At 57.3% G+C, this 19422-nt stretch carries 13 protein-coding genes; 11 read left to right on the top strand and 2 right to left on the bottom strand.

Translation table 11 applies throughout. The features are described 5' to 3' along the window. Nucleotides 1-283: 283 nt before the first annotated feature. The 9 genes from NHH03_RS00290 to NHH03_RS00250 all read left to right on the top strand — a co-directional run bounded on the left by NHH03_RS00290 (nt 284) and on the right by NHH03_RS00250 (nt 15456). Nucleotides 284-1666 (top strand): MBOAT family O-acyltransferase, encoded by a 1383-nt coding sequence (locus NHH03_RS00290; RefSeq protein ID WP_253153600.1) that lies wholly within the window; start codon nt 284-286, stop codon nt 1664-1666. Further along, nucleotides 1656-2732 carry a hypothetical protein gene (locus NHH03_RS00285; protein WP_253153598.1) on the top strand — a complete coding sequence of 359 codons (1077 nt, stop codon included), beginning with the start codon at nt 1656-1658 and terminating at the stop codon, nt 2730-2732. Before NHH03_RS00290 ends, NHH03_RS00285 begins: the two co-directional genes overlap by 11 nt. A gap of 58 nt (nt 2733-2790) precedes the next feature. Beyond that, nucleotides 2791-3795, top strand: coding sequence for an AAA family ATPase (locus tag NHH03_RS00280; RefSeq protein WP_253153597.1), 1005 nt, complete (start codon nt 2791-2793; stop codon nt 3793-3795). A gap of 198 nt (nt 3796-3993) precedes the next feature. Next, nucleotides 3994-4899: a DUF58 domain-containing protein gene (locus NHH03_RS00275; protein WP_253153594.1), complete on the top strand. Its 906-nt coding sequence runs from the start codon at nt 3994-3996 to the stop codon at nt 4897-4899. After that, nucleotides 4896-6836, top strand: a complete 1941-nt coding sequence (locus NHH03_RS00270) for a BatA domain-containing protein (RefSeq protein WP_253153592.1) — start codon at nt 4896-4898, stop codon at nt 6834-6836. Before NHH03_RS00275 ends, NHH03_RS00270 begins: the two co-directional genes overlap by 4 nt. Continuing rightward, complete coding sequence (locus tag NHH03_RS00265; protein WP_253153589.1) at nt 6833-9013, top strand: hypothetical protein; 2181 nt, start codon at nt 6833-6835, stop codon at nt 9011-9013. Before NHH03_RS00270 ends, NHH03_RS00265 begins: the two co-directional genes overlap by 4 nt. Next, a complete protein-coding gene (locus NHH03_RS00260) occupies nt 8995-12237 on the top strand; it encodes a hypothetical protein (RefSeq protein WP_253153588.1) in 3243 nt (1080 codons plus the stop codon). The genes NHH03_RS00265 and NHH03_RS00260 overlap by 19 nt, the downstream gene beginning before the upstream one ends. Then, nucleotides 12234-13271 (top strand): prenyltransferase/squalene oxidase repeat-containing protein, encoded by a 1038-nt coding sequence (locus NHH03_RS00255; protein ID WP_253153587.1) that lies wholly within the window; start codon nt 12234-12236, stop codon nt 13269-13271. The genes NHH03_RS00260 and NHH03_RS00255 overlap by 4 nt, the downstream gene beginning before the upstream one ends. Nucleotide 13272: 1 nt before the next feature. Beyond that, nucleotides 13273-15456 (top strand): hypothetical protein, encoded by a 2184-nt coding sequence (locus NHH03_RS00250; protein ID WP_253153586.1) that lies wholly within the window; start codon nt 13273-13275, stop codon nt 15454-15456. Nucleotides 15457-15476: 20 nt separating this feature from the next. Here NHH03_RS00250 and queC read toward each other — a convergent pair whose 3' ends face one another. Then, nucleotides 15477-16184, bottom strand: a complete 708-nt coding sequence (queC, locus tag NHH03_RS00245; RefSeq protein ID WP_253153585.1) for a 7-cyano-7-deazaguanine synthase QueC — start codon at nt 16182-16184, stop codon at nt 15477-15479. Nucleotides 16185-16188: 4 nt separating this feature from the next. Next, nucleotides 16189-17151 carry a 3'-5' exoribonuclease YhaM family protein gene (locus NHH03_RS00240; protein WP_253153584.1) on the bottom strand — a complete coding sequence of 321 codons (963 nt, stop codon included), beginning with the start codon at nt 17149-17151 and terminating at the stop codon, nt 16189-16191. A gap of 216 nt (nt 17152-17367) precedes the next feature. On the opposite strand from NHH03_RS00240, the gene NHH03_RS00235 reads away from it, so the two are divergent. Continuing rightward, nucleotides 17368-18060, top strand: coding sequence for a hypothetical protein (locus NHH03_RS00235; RefSeq protein WP_253153583.1), 693 nt, complete (start codon nt 17368-17370; stop codon nt 18058-18060). 103 nt (nt 18061-18163) lie between these two features. Beyond that, nucleotides 18164-19228 carry a c-type cytochrome domain-containing protein gene (locus NHH03_RS00230; RefSeq protein WP_253153582.1) on the top strand — a complete coding sequence of 355 codons (1065 nt, stop codon included), beginning with the start codon at nt 18164-18166 and terminating at the stop codon, nt 19226-19228. Nucleotides 19229-19422 lie beyond the last annotated feature (194 nt).

The raw sequence follows: 19422 nt of genomic DNA, 5'->3' as shown, positions 1-19422 counted from the left end.
CTTTAGGTGAAGAATGCGACCTGAAAGCAAGCTCGCGACGTTCGACGCTGTTCCTGCCACAGCGACTGCATTAAGCTCGCTCAAGCGTTTTGAAGTTGCGACACGAACTAAAGCACCAGCCCGTGACGCGTCGGGTTAGGAAAAAACAACGGCTGATGCAAAAGCGCGATTTCAAGATTGACGCGTGGGGTTGCACGAAATCCTATCAAGAATCGATCTGCACACGAGGGTGTTTGATTGGCCATGCACTGGAACCGGACGTTCGATGCGGAGCTGATGATCAATGATTTTTTCGTCACCTGAGTTCGTCTATCTGTTCTTCCCGATTTGCTTTTTGCTGTATCTGGGGATCTCGCAGATCAAGGCGGTTTGGCCGGCGCTTTCGTTTTTGGTGATCGCTTCGGTTATTTACTACGGTGTCTGGGAGCCGGGTTACATCTGGATCCTGGTGACTTCGATCGGAGTCAACTATCTGCTGTCGGCTCTGATGCGGCGTTCCGATCGGAGCGCGAAGACGGCGATGTGGCTTGGCATGTGCTTCAATCTTGCCGCTCTTTTCTATTTCAAGTACTTCGCGTTTGCGACTGAAATCGCACAGATGCTTGGACTGCGGGAAACATCGGTGGCCGCGATGATGTTACCACTTGGAATTTCATTTTTTACGTTTCAGCAGATCACGTTTCTGATCGATCGCAGCAACGGCGTGCTGGAACATCCCTCGTTGCTCGACTATTCGTTGTTCGTCAGTTTCTTTCCGCAACTGATCGCCGGGCCAATCGTTCATCACTCGGAAATCATGCCGCAGTTCGCGAGCGTGCGGGTCAGTTGGGACGCAACCGCGCGCGGATTGTATGTGTTTGCGATTGGACTATCGAAAAAGGTGCTGATCGCAGATGAAGTTGCAAAGCTCGCCAACCTTGGTTACGCCAATACCGAATCGCTGGGGTTCGTTGACGCCTGGATCGTCAGTCTCTGTTACACGCTGCAGCTGTACTTTGACTTTTCGGGCTACTCGGACATGGCAGTCGGTATCGGTTTGGTGTTTGGAGTCCGATTGCCTTGGAATTTTCTTTCGCCCTATCAGGCGACCAACATTTCCCAGTTCTGGCGAACCTGGCATGTCACGCTTTCTCGGTTTCTAAAAGACTATGTCTATATCCCCATCGGTGGATCACATGGTTCCAAGGCACGTACGGCGATCAATCTGATTTTGACCATGTTGATCGGAGGGGTTTGGCATGGGGCCGGTTGGACGTTTGTGCTGTGGGGATTGATCCACGGTGTTGCCCTGGCTGGCTACCACCTGCTGCGTTCAAAACTGACTCGGGTGCCGACGATTGTCGGCTGGGCTGTCACGCTTTTACTGGTGCATTTTGGCTGGGTCTTTTTCCGATCGACGACGATTGAGCAGTCTCTAACGATGCTTGGACAAATGATGTCGCCCTCTGTTTCTAACTGGAGTTATCGTCAAGAGGCTTGGGTGGCGTTTCCCTACATGCTTGTGGGATTGTTCATCGCGCTATGCTGTAGAAACACCGCCGCAATCGAAAGTCGGTTGAAGCTATCGATTTGGGACGGTGTTTACGCTGCTTGTCTGCTTGCCACCTCGCTTGTTTGGATCCTGGGTCAATTCGCAGCGCCGGAGTTTCTGTACTTTGATTTCTGAACCAGCTCAAACCGAATCGTCCCCGGGTCGTCCACGCGCTGTCGTGTTGCTGGCGTTGATCGCCATCTCATCACCCTGGGTGTTGGCCTTTGCACTCGGTCCACGAGAGCCACGCATTCGTGCCTGGAGAAAATCCGTCTATGAGAAACAAGAATCTCGCGCGGAACAGGTATCGTCCCCGAAAGTGATTTTGATCGGCGGCAGCAATGTGTTGTTTGGCGTCGATCGCTATCTGCTGGAAAATGAGCTTGGGTTGCCAGTGGTCAAGCTAGGTCCCTATGCGCCCATCGGGGCAGATGTCATCGCAGACCGAGCGACTCGATTCATCGAGCCTGGTGACACCGTCGTGCTGATGGCTGAATGGTCCAACTACGAAAATTCCACCAACAATTCGTCGCGTTTTGATCGCTATGATTGGCAGGAGTCCTTTCCCGCAATCGAAGAAGGTCGAGTTCTAAGTGATCGACTGAAATGGTTTTGGATCTCACGTCGGACTCTCTCCAAAGTTCGGGAACGCATCGATTCGCTGCCACGCCGCTTCGGCAATGCTGCGCTGGCGGTGCTAGGTGGATCCGCGACAGACGAGACCGAACCGGCGGAGCCTCGGCGGACTCGTTCAGGTGACATCTACACGGTGGAGAGCTTTGACGAATCCGGAGAGCCAAGCGTGGCGCGCGAGTTGCCTCGGAAAACACAGGATCAGATGCACGGGATTGATTTTCCGACCCACCTCGATTTTGTCGACAATCGTTCGGAACGATTTGGCAATGCGGTGCACCTTCTGGATCAAGCCTGTTCCGAGCGGCAGGCAACATTGTTGGTGCTGCCACCGATCACGCTGGCCATCGCAGGAGTCGACGCGAAGGCACGTGAGAACGCGCAGCGCGAGCTCGCCAGCTCACTGAAGCAGCATGGTTTTCCGGTTGCGTTTTCACCAGGCCAGTTGACGGGAAAAGCGGAATGGGCCTTCGACACGCCCTATCATCCGATTGACCGGGGCACCGAACACCTCTCTCGAGAGCTCGCCCAGATCATCAAACCCTGGTTACTCGATCCCACTCGATGACATTGTCTGGGTTTGGGTTACACTCTTAGCCAACTGCGTTTCATCAAGATTGGTTTTTATGTCTGAACAACTTGCCCCCAGTCGCGACGGTTTAAGCGGTGACGATGTTGCCGCGATTGACCGTTTGCACCATGCTTATGCCGACCTGTGTGCCGAACTGGCGCGTGTGATTGTTGGCCAATCCGAAGCCATTGAGCAATTGGCGATTTGTTTTTTCGCCCGCCGCCATGCGTTGCTGGTGGGTGTGCCGGGATTAGCCAAGACGCTGTTGGTCAGCAAGTTTTCCGAAACATTGTCGCTGAGTTTCAGTCGGGTGCAGTTCACGCCTGATTTGATGCCGATGGACATCACCGGCACGGACATTTTGCAGGACACTCCGGAGGGGCGTCGCGAATTCCATTTCGTTCGTGGGCCGGTGTTCGCCAACGTGGTGCTGGCCGACGAGATCAATCGAGCGCCACCGAAGACGCAGGCAGCGTTGTTGGAAGCGATGCAGGAAGGCAATGTCACGGTGCTGGGCAAGGAGTTTGCATTGCCGTCGCCGTTCATGGTGTTGGCGACCCAAAACCCTGTCGAACAAGAGGGCACCTATCCGCTGCCCGAAGCTCAGCTGGATCGGTTTATGTCGCTGATTGAACTGGGGTATCCCAGCGAAGCGGAGGAGATCAAGATCGCGCAGTTGACCACCGGCGCGGCGCAGCCAGTCCTGGATTCCCTGTTGTCGGTCGACGAGATCCTGGCGCACCAGGAAGTGGTGCGTCGTGTGCCTGTCCCCGATCACTTGTACGAGTTTGCCGCCAAACTGGTGCGACAAACACGACCTGACGGTGGGACCGCGCCCGATTGGCTGGTACCGTTGGTGGCTTGGGGCGCCGGTCCCCGGGCGGTGCAAAGTCTGATTCTAGGGGCCAAAAGTCGGGCCGCGCTCTATGGCAGCTACATGGTGCGGATGGAAGACATCATTGCGGTTGCCCCGTCGGTGTTGTCCCATCGTTTGGTGCTAACCTTTGCGGCCCAGTCCGAGCGGGTCTCGGCGCGTGAGATTGTGGCGCGGCTGCTGTAGTTCCTGCCCCACTTTTTCGTGGCCAACCCTAAAAGTTTGCTGTGGCACGGTGTATGATGCGTCGTCCTGGCGAGCCTGCTCGCCGAACCCTCTGCGGCCCTCTGTGGCCGACCCGCCTGGAGGGCAGAATGGACCGTTTGCCGTTCGCATCCACACGCCGTTTGGTCAGGCTGTTCCCGCCGAGATCGTTTCTGATTGATGGATTCTAAATTGCCAGATGTCGACCCAGGACGGGAGTTTTTTGATCCGGTGTTGGCCGAGCGTTTAGCGACGATCCCGTTGTCGGCTCGCGGACCGATGTTAGGAACGGTTTCGGGCCGCCATCAAAGTCCTCACCGTGGATCCAGTGTCGAATTCGCCCAGTACCGACGTTACCAACCCGGCGATGATCTGCGGCGATTGGATTGGCGTGCCTATGGTCGTAGTGATCGTTTCTATGTGAAAGAGTTTGAGGCAGATACCAATTTGCGATTGGTGTTCGTGGTCGATGCGAGTGGTTCGATGGGATTCGGTCAGAAACTGCACGTCGCCCGACAAATCGTCGCCATGCTGGCGTACTTGGCGATCGGGCAGGGCGACGCCGTCGGACTGGTGGCGGCTGGGGAATCGGCGGGTCGTTTCATCCCGCCGCGACGGATCGCCGGCCAAGTGACCGTGTTGTTCAACGAACTGCAGTCAATCACGGCCGACGGGCCGACGACGATCGAAACGACGCTGCACGAAATGGCAGAGACGATTCGTGAGCGGGCGATGGTGGTCGTGATTTCCGATCTGCTATTCCAGCCGGCTTCGCTGCGTAGCGGATTGGAGCACTTGGCGTTTCGGAAACATGATTTGGCATTGTTGCACCTGATGGATCCGCGCGAACTGCGACCGGATTGGGATCGACCAGTTCGATTGCAAGACTTGGAAAGTGACGAATCGCTGTTGGTTGATCCGGACGAAATCGCCGCCGGGTACGAGACGGCCGTGCGTGAATTTATTGATGAAATCGAGACGATCAGCCGCGAGACGGCGGTCGATTACCATCGCGTGATGTTGGACCAGCCGATCGAAGACGTGTTGATGCGGTTGTTGGTTCGTCGCAGAGACACCTCGCCATGAGTTTTTTGCGTTCCGCAGCGCTGTGGTTCTTGCCGCTGGTGTTGATCCCGATTGTGATTCATCTGATTCATCGGCGGCGACACCCCACGATGCCATGGGCGGCGATGATGTTTCTGCATCGTGCTGCCGGTTCGCGCAGGGGACCGGCCAAGTTGCGACGCTGGTTGATTTTGGCCACCCGTATGTTGGTCGTTGCTGCATTGGTGTTCGCATTGGCGCGGCCGTTGTCCAGCGGTGCATTCGGAGTCGCCGCCAGTCGAATCGGCCAGGGAGCCACGTCGATCGTTTTGTTGGATCGTTCGCCCAGCATGCAGCGACGGGTCGCTGCCAACCAGACTCGGATGGAAGTCGCGCTCCAGGGTGTCCAGCAGACAATCCAGACGTTGGGCACTGACAAAATCATCTTGATTGAAAGCGTCGGTCAGCGGCCGATCCCGATCGACGATCTGAATTCATTGCCGGCGGCGCCGGTGTGCAGCCCGAGCGCCGCTCGAGCCGACATCGCGGAAATGTTTCAGACCGCGGTTCGCTACTTGCAAGACCAGGATCGTGGACCGGCAGACATTTGGATTTGCAGTGACGGCCAGACCGGCGATTGGCAACCCCAATCGCAGCGTTGGCAACAGGTTGCAATGGAGGCCGCGGGCCTGGGAGACGCTGTCTCGGTTCATCAACTGAGTTTTCACCCCGACGATCAAATCAATACATCGGTTCAAGTCGACCGTGTCCGCTGGAGCCGAGCGGGGCAGGGCAGGGCGGTCTTGATTTCAATCACGTTGGAGCGTGACGATCCGACCGCGGTCGTGGTGCCGGTTCGAGTCACCGTGGGCGCGGTGACCACGACGGTTGATATCGCCGTGGCGGATGGGGTCGGTGAACTGGCCGACTATCGAATCGATGTCGGCCAAGAATCCGATCTGGTTTTCGGCAAGGTCGCGATCGCAGCCGACGTGAATACGGCCGACGACATTTCCTACTTTGTCGCACCGACCGAGGTCCGTCCGCAGTTGAGTTTGTTGACCGAAACCCGCTGTGATGCACTGGAGGTGGCCGGGGAAGTTTTTGGAACATTGGTCTCAGAACCAGCCAACCTTGCCGAGTCGCAAACACAACTGTTCGGCGATTGTTTATTGTGGCAGGGCCCGCTTCCGGCCGGCCGTGAATCGGAATCAATCAAGTCGTATCTGGACGGCGGCGGACAAGTGGTGTTTTTTCCGCCCCAGCAATTGATCGCCGAGACGACGTTTGAAGGCGTCGGCTGGGGAGCCTGGGTGGACGACAACGTTCAAACGGCATCGCTGGATCAACTTGAGTTTCCGATTCAGCGCTACTGCGCCGTCGAAGGAGAGCTGGTCAAACTAGCGGAGGTCGGCGGTCAAGACGTCTTGATCGGCAAGATGCGTGTTGGCACTGGGACGGCTTGGTTCTGCGGCACCGACGTCAGCAATCCCAACAGTCTGTTTGTGAAAGATGGATTGGCGCTGTACGGGTTGTTGTCCCAGGTGCTTGAAACGGAACGTGCAGACGCAGCAAATTCGGATGCGATCGCGGGCCTGCAGGCAACCGTCGCATTTCAGTCTGACGTGGCGGCCGATCCACAGATCTTGCTCGGTGATGCCAATGATTTGAACATCACACTTGAGCGAGGCTTTCACGCCGGCGTCTACCAATTGGCCGACGATGGGTCTGGCACACCGGAGTTGTTGGCGATCAATTCACCGATGGAAGAGTCACTGACTGAATTCTTGACGGCTGATCAGCGGCGCGAATTGGTGCCTGGGTTGAAATGGAATGAAATCATCAACGCTGGGCCAGACCAAAACGCGACGACGGGTTTCGTCCGAGAGATTTGGGGTGCCGTTTGGGTGTTGCTGATCCTGGGCATGCTGTCGGAAGCTTGGTTGTCGTTTCCGCGTCGCAACCGGAGTCCGGCGTGATGTGGATCTTCAGTCTTTTGGCGATCGCCGTTGTCGTTGGTCTGGCAGTTTCCGCGTGGCAGCGCGGTGGTCGGCGTTGGCGAACAGGATGGGTCGAAGGATTGCGGGTGCTGTTGGTCGCCGCCGCGGTGTTGTTGTTGTGGCAGCCCGAGTCGGTTTATCAAGTTGAATCGGATCAAACGTCCGCCGTGGTCGTGTTGGTCGATCAATCCAACAGCATGCAGACGCTGGATGCCAAATTCGAAACCGCCTATCAGACGCGCGCTGCGGCAGCGGATCGGGTCAGCAACGATTTGGCATGGCAGCAACTGGGGGACCGGTTTCAACGCGTCGTGGAACCCTTCGCGGTCGAAAACGCAATGCAAACGGATTTGGCCGGCGCAATCGATCGGGTGGCGGAGCAATTTCAATCGGTTGCATCGATCGTGTTGGTTTCCGATGGTGATTGGAACCAGGGTGGATCACCAATCGGGGCGGCTGCAACGGTGTCAACTTCGGCAGCGGTGCCGGCCGGGGTGTCGACGATTGGTATCGGCAGTGAACAGCGTTTGCCAGATGTCGAGTTGGTTTCGGCGGATGTGCCGACCTTTGGAGTGGTCGCCAAACCGGTTCGCATCCCCTTCACCGTTCGCAATTGGTATTCACAACCCAATGAGTTGACCGTTTCGTTGCAGGTTTCCGATGCGAACGCCAGTCTGTCGACGGTGGAACAGCAAACGATTCAAGTCGCCGCGGGAGGGCGATATGACGGAACGTTCACTTGGCAGTCGGATGTTGCCGGCCCATTTCAATTGACGATCGATGTGCCGGTCGTGCAGACGGGCGGGATTGCAGAAGCCAACGCAGAAAATAATCGACTGACGAAACAGATTGAAATCCGCAATGAACAGCTGCGGGTGTTGATCGTTGAAAGCGTGCCTCGATGGGAGTACCGCTATCTGCGCAACGCCCTGTTGCGTGATCCAGGGATCGAAGTGTCTTGCTTGCTGTTTCAACCTGATTTAGAAAAAGTTGGCGGTGGTGGTCCAGATTACTTGTCGGCGCTACCCAGTGATGCGGCGGAGTTAGCATCCTATGACGTGATCTTTTTAGGCGACGTTGGTGTGGGTGCGAAACAGTTGACCTTGGAACAATGTCAGCAGATCCGTGGTTTGGTTCGGCAACAGGCCGCAGGTTTGGTTTTGATGCCGGGACGCAGTGGAAACCAAAACTCGCTGTTGGATACAGAATTGGCCGATTTATTTCCGGTCGAAATGGATCGCAATCAGCCGGCCGGTATTGGTGGGCCCACTCCGGGGACGTTAACGTTATCGGCGATGGGGCGGCGGAGCCTTTTGACAGAGTTGACCGAGACGGCGGACACCAACTGGAGCGTCTGGAAATCATTGCCTGGGTTCTATTGGCATGCGGCGGTCACCCGTGCCAAGGCGGGCAGCGACGTCTTGGCCGTGCACGGACAAACCAGTAATTCCTATGGTCGTCTGCCGTTATTGGTGACCGGGACCGCCGGCGCGGGCAAAGTGTTGTTCATGGGGACCGATTCGGCGTGGCGGTGGCGACTGGGTGTCGAAGACAAATACCACTATCGATTTTGGGGCCAGGTCATTCGCTGGATGGCGTACCAGCGGAACATGGCGGTGGGCCAGACGATGCGTTTGTCGTATCGACCCGAACAGCCACAGCCCAATGAAACGATTTCCTTTCGCGCCAGCGTGATGACGAGCGGCGGTGAACCGGCGACAGCAGACGTTGTGGCGGTGGAAACGGTTTCACCGAGCGGCCAACGCCAGACGCTGTGGCTAGACAAACAGGACGCGCAGTGGGGCGTTTATGCCGGCCAGACCCAGTTGGCTGAAAGCGGTGAGTACACGTTGACGCTGGTTCATCCCTCTGAACAATCAACGATTGACGCGCGGTTGGTGGTGCAGGGCAGGGGGCGTGAACAGGTCGGAGGGCCGGCACGTTTGGATGTGATGCGTGAAATTGCACGCGTCGGCCACGGCCAGATTTATGGCGCAACCGAGATTGCGAGCCTGGTGCAGCGATTGAACCAATTGCCGCCGCCCGATTCCGATCTGCGTCGTATCCAGTGGTGGAATCATCCGGCGGTCCTGTTGGCTATGCTGGGTGGGTTAGCATTGTTTTGGATGGGACGAAAATGGGCAGGAGCCATTTAGTGATCAGTGACCGGCGACAACAGCGACTGGCGATTCCAACCGGCTTGGTGAACAAGTTGGCTGGGTTCCGACGTGCGCTGTTGATTCGGATGGCCGGCGACATGGGGAAATGGGTGGCAGCCGCTGGATTGATGGCGTTTTGGATCTTGCTGGTTCTCGATCGCGCCATGGAAACGCCGCAGTTGATTCGCGCCGCTTTGTGGTTGATGATCGGATTGACGGTTGTCTTGGCGGTGATTCGGTTAATGCAGACGGCCCTGCAGAGTCGAACGCTGTTGCAGATTGCGGAGCTGATTCGAAATCGAATGCCGATGTTGGGGGATCATTTGGTCGGTGCGTTAGAACTCGCGGATAGCCGAACCGAGCAAGCGCGGTCGACCTCGCTGTGTGTCGCCGCGCTCGAACAAGTCAGCGTCGACGTGTCGCAGCAGAACTTGCACGACGCGTTACCGGTCTCGCGTTCAAAGCTGGCGGCGCGTGTGGCGATTGTGTTGTCGGTCGCCTTGGCCGCGACGCTGATCTTGGCGCCCGGTTTGGTGATGCAAACAACAACTCGATTGTTGTTTCCGTTGTACCCGGTTCCACGTTTCACCTTTGTTTCCTTGGCGAAGCTACCCGAGACATTAGTGGTCCCCCACGATGAAGAATCACCTTGGCAGGTCGCTTTGACGGCCGACAGTTCCGTGGTGCCTGGGCAGGCGACGATGACCATGGGAGGCCAACGAATACGGGGTCGATACGATGCCGAAGGCGGTTATCCATTGATCCTGCCGCGGTTGATCGAACCGGTCGATGCGGTGGTCCAGGTCGGCGACGCCATCGATCGTCTGCGGGTCATCCCTAAGATGCGCCCGGAGCTGACCGATGTGCGTGTCGAGGTGATTTTGCCTGACTATCTGCAGCATCGATCTGGTCGATTGAATGAGGCTGATGCGTCGGGGGAAACGGACAATGCGATCGGTCAACAGTTGACCGGCGGTCAGATCGAAGTGGTGCGGGGCAGCACGATCAAGTTGCATGTGAACGCGTCGACGTCGCTGCAATCGGCTTCGGTCGATGGAGATCCTTTGGCGGTCGCGGAAAACCAGTTTTCGGTGTCGATCCCGAGTCGTGACGAACCAACCGACCAGACCGTACGACTGGATTGGATGGATCAAGACGGGTTGCAGGCCGCGGCGGAGACGGAGATCGTGGTTCACCGATTCCTCGATCGAGGCCCCACGTTGTTCGTCGAATCCGATGAAATCCCCTCTCACTTGCTGAATCGCCAGCAATTGAATTTCCGCGTGTTGGCCGAAGACGATTTTGCGGTCCGCCGTGTTGGGATGCAGTGGACGGAGGCAGACCAAACAAACGAGCAAGTGTTGGCCGGTGGTGTGACCGACGTGCAGGGTGCCATCGCAGCCGTCTTTCAACCGTCTGCGGTGGGCGCCCTGTCGGGTGAGGTCCAATTGCGTTTTTGGGTCGAAGACGATTTTCCGGATCGTGAACGTCGCTACAGCGATCCGATCGTCTTGAACGTTCTGTCGACCGACGAGCATGCCGTTTGGATCGCCGGACAATTTGACCGCTGGCGACAATCCGCAATGGACGTCCGCGATCAAGAACTGAATTTGTTTCAACGAAACCGTGAACTCAGCCAAGTTGCTGCCGAGCAACGCGACGCTGCCTGGCGTCAGGCAGTCGCACAGCAATCCGAGGCCGAAGCGTTCAACGGGCGTCAGTTACAGACGCTTGCCAAGGAGGGTGAAAACCTGTTGCGCCAGGCTGCTCGCAACGATGCCGTGGCGACCGAGTATGTGGAGACATTGGCGGAGACATTGGCAACACTGCAGGGAATGGCACAGGATCGAATGCCGCAACTGGCAGAGCGATTGAAACAAGCTGCCGCCGCCGAGCAAGAGGAATCAGAGTTTGCCGAAGTCATCGATCAAGAGACATCGATGGGCAGCGCAGCTGGCGACCCTTCCGATCCTTCGACGTCAAAGCAAAAAGACGATTCGTCGTCGGAGTCCGAGCGATTGGGGTTGGCCGGAACGACGGTTGTCGACACCTCCAACCGCGCCAGCCAATCCGACGAGGACCAGGACGATGATCCGTTGCAGACCGCGATCGACGAGCAGACGGATTTGGTGGCAGAGTTTGATGCGGTTGCTGAGCAACTGAGTGAATTGTTGGGCAAGATGGAGGGCAGCACATTGGTCAAACGTTTGAAGTCGATCAGTCGGCTTCAGGATCGTGTGGCAATGCAATTGGGCGCGGGGATCGGCCAAACGTTCGGTCAGCCGCCATTATCCAACACCGCATCGGTCAATCTATCGTTGGACGACGTGGCGGAATCGTCGCGCCGAATGCGTTCGGTCTTGGATGATTTGGAAGCGTTGTGCGAACGTCGCAATCTGCCTCATTTTGCTGCGGTCCTGAATGAAATCCAACACTCCGAAGTGCTGGATCGGTTGAGTGATTGGCGCGAGCGTCTGGCCGCCCGGCCGGGGACCTCCATTGCGATTGCCGAATTCTGGGCAGACACCATGGACCGCTGGGCGGATGATTTAATCGATCCAGGTTCCGGCGAAGCAGAGCAGGGGCCAAAGAGCAGCAAGTCATTGCCACCGACGGTGGTCTTGGATGTCTTGCGGGTGTTGGAATCAGAGGTCAACCTACGCGAACAAACACGGGTGGTCGATCAAGGTCGCGGCGCAATGCAGCAAGAACAATACAGCACGGCGGCACTGCGATTGGGTGATCAGCAGACGTTGATTCGCGATCGTCTAGAAGTTGTTGTGGAAGATGTAAACGCACTGCCCGGTGCACTGCTGGATTTTGCTGGCGAACTGGAAGTGTTGCAGGCGGCGGTATCCGCGATGGATGATGCCAAGACGTTGTTGATCGCGCCGGACACGGGGCCCCCTGTGATCGCTGCCCAGACCGAAGCCATCGAGTTGTTGCTGCGCAGCAGTAAGGTCAATCCGGCCAGTGGCAGCGATTCCGGCGGTGGCGCCCAAAGCAGTAGTGGCGGTGAGACCGATCAGGTCGCGGCTTTGCTGATCGGCCGTGGATTGAACGAGTTGGCGGGGGAGAGAGTTTCCGAGACCGAACTGTCGGTGGGGCGTGATCGCGGCCAAGTGCCGGAGCAGTGGCGTGAGGGACTTGATCGCTATTTTCAACAACTCGAGCAGCGTTTGAAACAACCGCGTCAGCCAGCGACCGGAGGGCAGCGATGATCTGGCGTTTCCCGCTGTTTCTGCTGGTGTGGCTGTGGTTCGGCGGCCCGCCGCATCGTTTGCATGCACAGTCACCCACGATCGGCGAAATGGTATCGCGTGATGCCCAACAGGTTTACGCAAAGGGGCTGGAATTCCTGGCTCGTACCCAGGATGCCCGGGGGACATGGCCGGCCGGCGAAAGCGTCGGGCCGGGGACGACCGGTATGGCCGTACTCGCCTTTCTGGCGTCCGGAGAGGACCCGAATTTTGGACCGCACCGCGAAGTCATTCGCAAAGGTTTGCGGCACATCATCGGCAGCCAATCGTCGGTGACCGGATACATGGGCCCCAGTATGTATCATCACGGATTCGCCACGCTGGCATTGTGTGAAGCGTATGGCAGCGTCGACGATACGGACTTGTTCACGGGCGCGCGCTCCAATTCGCAGCGCAGTTTGGGCGCCGCGGTCGAGTTGGCGGTGCGATCGGCGCTGACGTCACAGCAACAAAACCGCAAGGGCGGTTGGCGTTACGCCCCCAATGCAAGTGATGCCGACACGTCGGTATCTGGCGCAGTGATGATGGGGCTGTTGGCGGCTCGCAACGCCGGGATTGAAGTGCCGGACGAAGCCGTTGACCGAGCCATCGCCTATTTTATCGAGATGACGGCATCCGACGGCACGGTCGGATACACCGGTGCGACCGATGGCGGCGGCCAGTCGATCGCTCGCAGCAGCATCGTCAACTTGGTGCTCGCGATTGCTCGTCGGAAAGACCTGGACGCCTACGATCAGACGACGCGCTACATCGTCGCCAATCAAGACGCTGATCCGAACTGGCCCGAATACGCACGCTACTATCAAGCCCAGGCGCTGTTTCAATCCGACGTGGAAGTATGGAAGCAATGGAACGAACGATTGATTCGTGTGTTGAAACGCGAACAGCAGGATGATGGCAGTTTCAAAGGTGACTTGGGGGTGACCAATAGCACGTCGATGACGTTGCTGGCCTTGGCGGTGAACTTTCGTTTCTTGCCGATCTATGAGCGCTAGAATGATTCAGTCTCTGATCCAGCGGATGCGGCAAGTCTCGCCGATGGTGCTATTGATCGTGGTTGCCGGTTTGCGCTGTCCCTCCGCTGCAGCGGAATCGTCACCGCTGCGATTCACATTCCTCGACGGCAGTGTTGTCCATGGGCGACTGGCCGGATCGGACCGGCCGCAGCATGTGCGGTTGGTGAACGATCTGTTTTCACAGCCGATGGAAGTCCCGCTGGCGATGGTGTTAGACGCTGTGGTGCCACATGCCGATGACGATCAAACCCGTGGGGATCAGGCGGATGCGACGTTCCGTTCGTTGGCGTTGCTACTGACCGATCGGACGCGATTGATCGGACAGATTCAGTCGTGGGACGATAACACGTGTGTCGTTGAGACCCGTGATTTAGGGCGAGTGGAATTTGATCCCCAGCGTTTGGTCAGTGTGACGGCAGCGGATCTGGTACCGCAGCAGATTTTGGCGCTTGCTCATACCGCAACCCGTTGGCAAACGGGCGCCGGATGGACCTTTGTCGATGGCCAGTTGGTCGCCGACCGTGGTGCAGCAATCACTGTTGGCGAGCTACAGTTGCCTGATCGATTTCACCTTCACCTACAAATCGAATCCGAGGGGCTGGTCGATTTGGAATGGTCGCTCACGGATCTGCGTCGGGGCAGGGCAGGGCAGGGCGGTCCGGACGGGCGTGTTGATCGCCGTGGTGGTTCACTCTCACGATTGCCGTCGGAACGATTTGTGACGCGGATGGAGTGGTTCGGACAGGATCTTTCGATCGTTCGTAGCAACGCGTCGGTATCCGATTCGGCGGTGTTCCGATCCCTGCGGCCCAGTGGAGTATTGGACGTTGACTTGTACTGCGACCAAACCAATGGCGTGTTGTCCGCCTATGAGTCAGGACAGCTGCAGGGCAGGGTGGGGCTGCGCGATGACATGCCGATCAAACGCCGGTCGATTTTGTTGGAGAATCGAGGTGATCCGGTGGTCGTCAAGCGACTGGATTTGATGCGTTGGGACGGCATTGATCCCGTGTCGCGGCGTCTGCCGGAGAGGTTTAGTTTGCTGCGTGACGAAACATTGCTGGGCGGTGTGGCAGACCAATGGCGCGACGGTCAATTTTTAATTGCCGGTCACTCTTTACCTGACGGTCAGGCGATCGATCAGCAGCAATTGTTGCGAATGGAATATGGCCGCCAAACCACGCCGGAACTCAACGACACTTGCGAACTGACGCTACAGGATGGCTGTCGTGTCGTCGGCAAGTTGGTCGGGCAATCCGCCAGCGGCGCGCTGTTGGTTCAAGGCCATGCAAACGTCCGCTATGAAGTCGAATCGAGTCGCATCAGACGGTTGGTTGCGGCAGGGGACGTCGCTGGCGTTGGCGATGAAGACGATCCCGTTGCTGCCGCCGAGTTAATTGCCGATGGGATTCAGCTACGTGGTCGTCTGGTCAATTCGCCCGCTGAAGCGGTGCCCTTTGCCTGGCGGCCAAACGTGGCGACAAATCCGTTGCCGATCGTCGCCCAACAAGGCGTGCGGGTCGAGTTTGCCAGGGTCAGTGCGGGCGGCCAGGCTGAGGCAGAATTGATTCCCAGTGTGCAATTGATCGACGGAGACGTGGTGCCTGGTGAGTTGGCAGCGATCGATCGCGAGGGGGTCAAACTGATCCAGACTTGGGCCGGGCCGGTCACGGTCCCAACGCAACAGGTTGTCGGTGTACGGTTGCAACGTTCCGCGTCGGCGGGTCAAACCAGTTTGGAATCCGTCTTGACCGTTCCGCGCCGGTTGAAGAATCAGCCGCCGACGCATGTGCTGGTGTCACCGGCTGGCGATCTATTGCGCGGACAACTGGTTTCGATGGATCGGACCCGGGCACGCATCGAAGTCCGTGAGATCACCAGGCAGATCGCGCGTGAGGACATCGCCCGCATCGTTTGGATAGATCAAACCGGCCAGCGGACGCCGGCATCACGTTTTGCGGTTCAGACGCGGCAGGGCGCGCGAGTCGGTTTCCAGCTCGCGTCAATCGATGGCGATCAATTCCAAGGCGACAGCGAGGTGTTGGGACACTGTGTTGTGCCGATGCAATCGATTCAGACGCTGCACTTCGGTGACCGCCCTTGGCCCGTCGCAGCAGCTTGGCAATCGATTCCCGCCCTCGAGCCCAAGACATTTGAGGATTGATTGCTGCTGTGACTGCATCACTAGACGCTGTCGCCGCTTGGCCGCTGAGTGTCCTGGAGTCCATTTTCGCGGAAGCCTTTGTTGCGTAGCAGGCAGGCGTCGCAATGGTCGCACGGTCGGCCACCTGGGCCAGGATCGTAACAGGAGAGCGTCATCGAATAGTCGACGCCCAGTGCCAGGCCGGTGCGGATGATCTGAGCTTTCGTCAAATTAATCAGGGGCGTGTGGATCGTCAGTTTTCGACCGCTGGTTCCGTTGCGTGTGGCCAGATTCGCCATGGTTTGAAAGGCATCGATGTAATCCGGACGACAATCGGGATAGCCGCTGTAGTCCAGTGCGTTGACGCCGATGAAGATGTCGACTGAGTCGATCGTTTCGGCAAGCGCAAGAGCGAGTGATAGAAACACGGTGTTGCGTGCCGGCACGTAGGTGATCGGTACCGTATCACCGATTTGATCCGCCGAGTCGGACTTGGGGACTACCAATGAATCATCCGTCAGCGCCGATCCGCCGAACTGGGACAAATTGATGTCGACGATCCGATGCGATGCGACTTGGAAGTGTTGGGCTAAATCGACCGCGCGATCCAGTTCGTACTCGTGCCGCTGTCCATAACGAAAACTGATCGCGTGAGTGGCAAAGCCCTGGTCGCGTGCAAGCGCCAGACAGGTGGCGCTGTCGAGTCCGCCGGAGAGTAGGACAACGGCAGGGGGGAGCGTGTGGTTCATGCGACTATTGCTTTTTCCAAAGCTTGCGGCCGATCGAGGGATGGTAGTTGGTCCAGTTTTCGTTGTTGGTCAAATCGGCTTCGATCAGACTGGTGAACGAAGTGATTTTTGCATCCAAGTTATCGATGTGGTGCAGTGTGATCGCTTCCAGCGTCGATGGCAGACGGGGGCTGCCATATTCCAGTTGTCCGTGGTGCGAGACGATCAGGTGTTCCAGTTGGGTTCGCAGGTCGGCGGGGAAATCCAATTCAAAATGATCTTTGAATTTGGCAATCGCATCGCCTAGCATTTGCACGCCGATGACAATGTGTCCAACCAGTTGACCACGGTCGGTGTAGCTCAGTTCGCCGCTGCCGGATATTTCCTCCATCTTGCCCAGGTCATGCAAGAACGCGCCGAACATTAGCAGGTCGGTGTCCAGACGTGGGTAGCGCGGGCCGATGAAGGCACAGATCTGCATCAAGTCGACGGTGTGTCGGAGCAGTCCGCCGGGGTAGGCGTGGTGGTTGGACACTGCGGCGGTTGCCAGACGCAGTTTGTTGACAAAGTCCGTGTCGGCCAAAAAGATCTCGCCCAGTCCTCGCAGGTGTGTGTTGCGAAGCGAGCCGAGCAATTGGCGAAGTTGTTCCAGTGAGGCGTCTGCTGCGGAGGCATCAAACTGGTCAAAATCGGCAGGGTCGACTTCGCCGTCGGACAGCGGGTCGATCGCCGTCAAAATGATCTGCAACGAACCCTGGTGGACTTGGGTTCGCCCGATGCAGTGGACATAACCACCACGGTCAATTTTTTCGTAGTCCGAATCGTCGGCGTTCCACATCATGGCAACGATCGAGCCGGCTCGATCGGATAGCTTCAGCAGTAGGTATTTGCCGCCTTGTCGATTGACGCGGATTTGCTTGTCGGCCAAACGGAACGACTGCTCCAATGCTTGACCGTCAATTAGTTCGTTGACAGGAGTACGAGGCACGACAATTTCCAGAAAACGCGGAGTGGAAGGCGCAGGAAAAGGCAAATTGAACGAGCGGTTGCCACCGGCGGCCAGCAAAAGGATGTGGCGATGAGCGGTCGGTGGCAAGGTGTGGGCCGAGGCGGGGGAGCCAAGAAATCGCTCGCCACCACAGGGTAGGGGGGATATTCTCGCAGAGGACTTTGATTACGGGAAGCGAAGGTTATACTAGGAATCATGTCTACGCAGATTTCATCCCAGGCCGCGACACGATCGTCGGTCAATCTGGTTCGATCGTCACATTCTTGGACGGAAGCTGAAAGTGCTGCCGGCTTTGTCTTGCGGTACTTGCCGCCGATGCGGAAACAGCTGGTCGAAGTGATGGGGTCCAATACCGAAGCGGACCAGGCATTGAAGATTTTGCTGACGCATTTGGTGTCCGCCGGATTCGGCGAGCACAGCAAAGGTCGATTGCGAGACTTCCTGGCCAAAGCGGTGCGGTCCTGTTCTAAAGCCAGACTGACAGAACTGGGGACCTTTGACGCCGAAAAAGACCTCGCGACCAAGGTCGCGTTGGAGTCCAAGGGTTGGCTGCTGAAATGGCGTGACTGTTTGCTCGAGAGAGCCTGGCGGGCGCTCGAACGCGCCGAGCACAACGACATCAATCGCCCGCTGTATTCGATCCTGTGGCTGAGCACGGTCGATCCCAAAGCAAATCTGGAAGAATTGTCGGCGGCGGTTGAAAAACGGACCGGTATCAAAGTTCAACCGGCCATGCTGCAGCAGTTGAAACTCGAAGCCAAAGCGGCGTTTGCTCAACTGTTAGCCGACGAGGTTGTTGAGACTTTGGAGACTCCCGATAAGACGTCGGTCAAAAAAGAAATTCAGACGCTGGGCATTGGCGGCGCCTTCAACGGATTGAACGTTTGACAGCGGCGATTGGAAGTCGTCGCAACCTATGTCATACTGATCCCTCCCCGCACACCGGTTCACCGGTCCCACCTATCATACCACCGGCACGTTCGCCAACCGAATGTCTGTGTGGGTCTATGGAGTATTAAACGCGATGACGATTCTGATGCGTTTTCAAACGGTATGGATTCTGGCTGCTGTCGTGGCGGTTGGGACGTTTAGCGTCGGTCAAGCCACCGGCCAAGACAGCGCGCAAGAACGTCGGGCGGTCGATGACGAAGGCCATCTGGTCGATTTTCAACGTGACATCGTGCCGATCTTCCGCGTGCATTGTTTGGAATGCCATAACGAACAGGAAGCCAAAAATGATTTTCGGATCGACGATCCGGATGCGGTGTTTTCCTATGTCGAACCCGAGGACATCGAATCGAGCACGTTGTTCGTTGAATACCTGCTGTCGGAGGATCCCGATTTTTTGATGCCGCCCCCGTCGCATGGCGGACCGTTGACCCCGGCGGAATTGGCGCTGGTGCGGGTCTGGATTGAAGAGGGGGCCAGTTGGCCCGAAGGGACCCAGTTTGATGCGGGCGATCATGCTGACTTGGCCGTCCCTCAAGAGGTTCCCCCGGAACCCAAGACGTTGCTACAGCGGGTTTGGACCTTTCAAGGTTTCTTTCATCCTGCCACCGTCCATTTTCCCATCGCCTTGTTTTTGTTGGGAGCCGTTTTTGTTGTGCTCGGTTGGAAATGGCCGGCACTTGGAAAACAAGTCCCCTTGGCTTGTCTATTGATCGGCGCGCCCACGGCCTTGGCGTCCACGATGATGGGTTGGGCATTTGCGGCCGATCAAGGATACGGTTCATGGTCCAAGGTGGACTTCGATAGTGAGTTGTTTTGGCATCGCTGGAGTGGCGTCATCGTTGCCGGCACCTCGGTCGTTTTGGCGGTGATTGCATTGATCGGATTGCGTGGTCGTAGTGATCGGCTGGATCGGGTTTGGAAGATCGGACTACTCGCCTTGGCGGGAATGGTCGGAGCGGTCGGTCACCAAGGCGGCGAGCTCAGTTTTGGCAAGGATTTCTACCCGCGCGCCTTTCGAATCTTGTTAGGAAATGAGGAACAACCGGCAGATCCGCCACCGGTAGATGGACACGAAGTGGTGGCCGAGGCGCATCCAGTTGAGTGAGTGGTTGGCATCGATTTTTCCCCAACCGACTTGAGAACTGTTGAAGCCAGCGCTTTTGCGATTCACTCGCCCGAGGGAGAGTAAAGAGATCGATGCGGCCATTTGCCGAGTCATTTGAGTTTGAAAAGGCTGTTAAACGCAACCCGACGCGTCAGCGAGGGATTTAGCCGGTTGATGGGATCCCTCGCTGACGC

It is taken from the genome of Stieleria tagensis (assembly GCF_024129865.1).
GTDB lineage: Bacteria > Planctomycetota > Planctomycetia > Pirellulales > Pirellulaceae > Stieleria > Stieleria tagensis.
The sequence above is the reverse complement of the archived record's forward strand: the minus strand, read 5'-3'. Positions and strand labels throughout refer to the sequence as shown.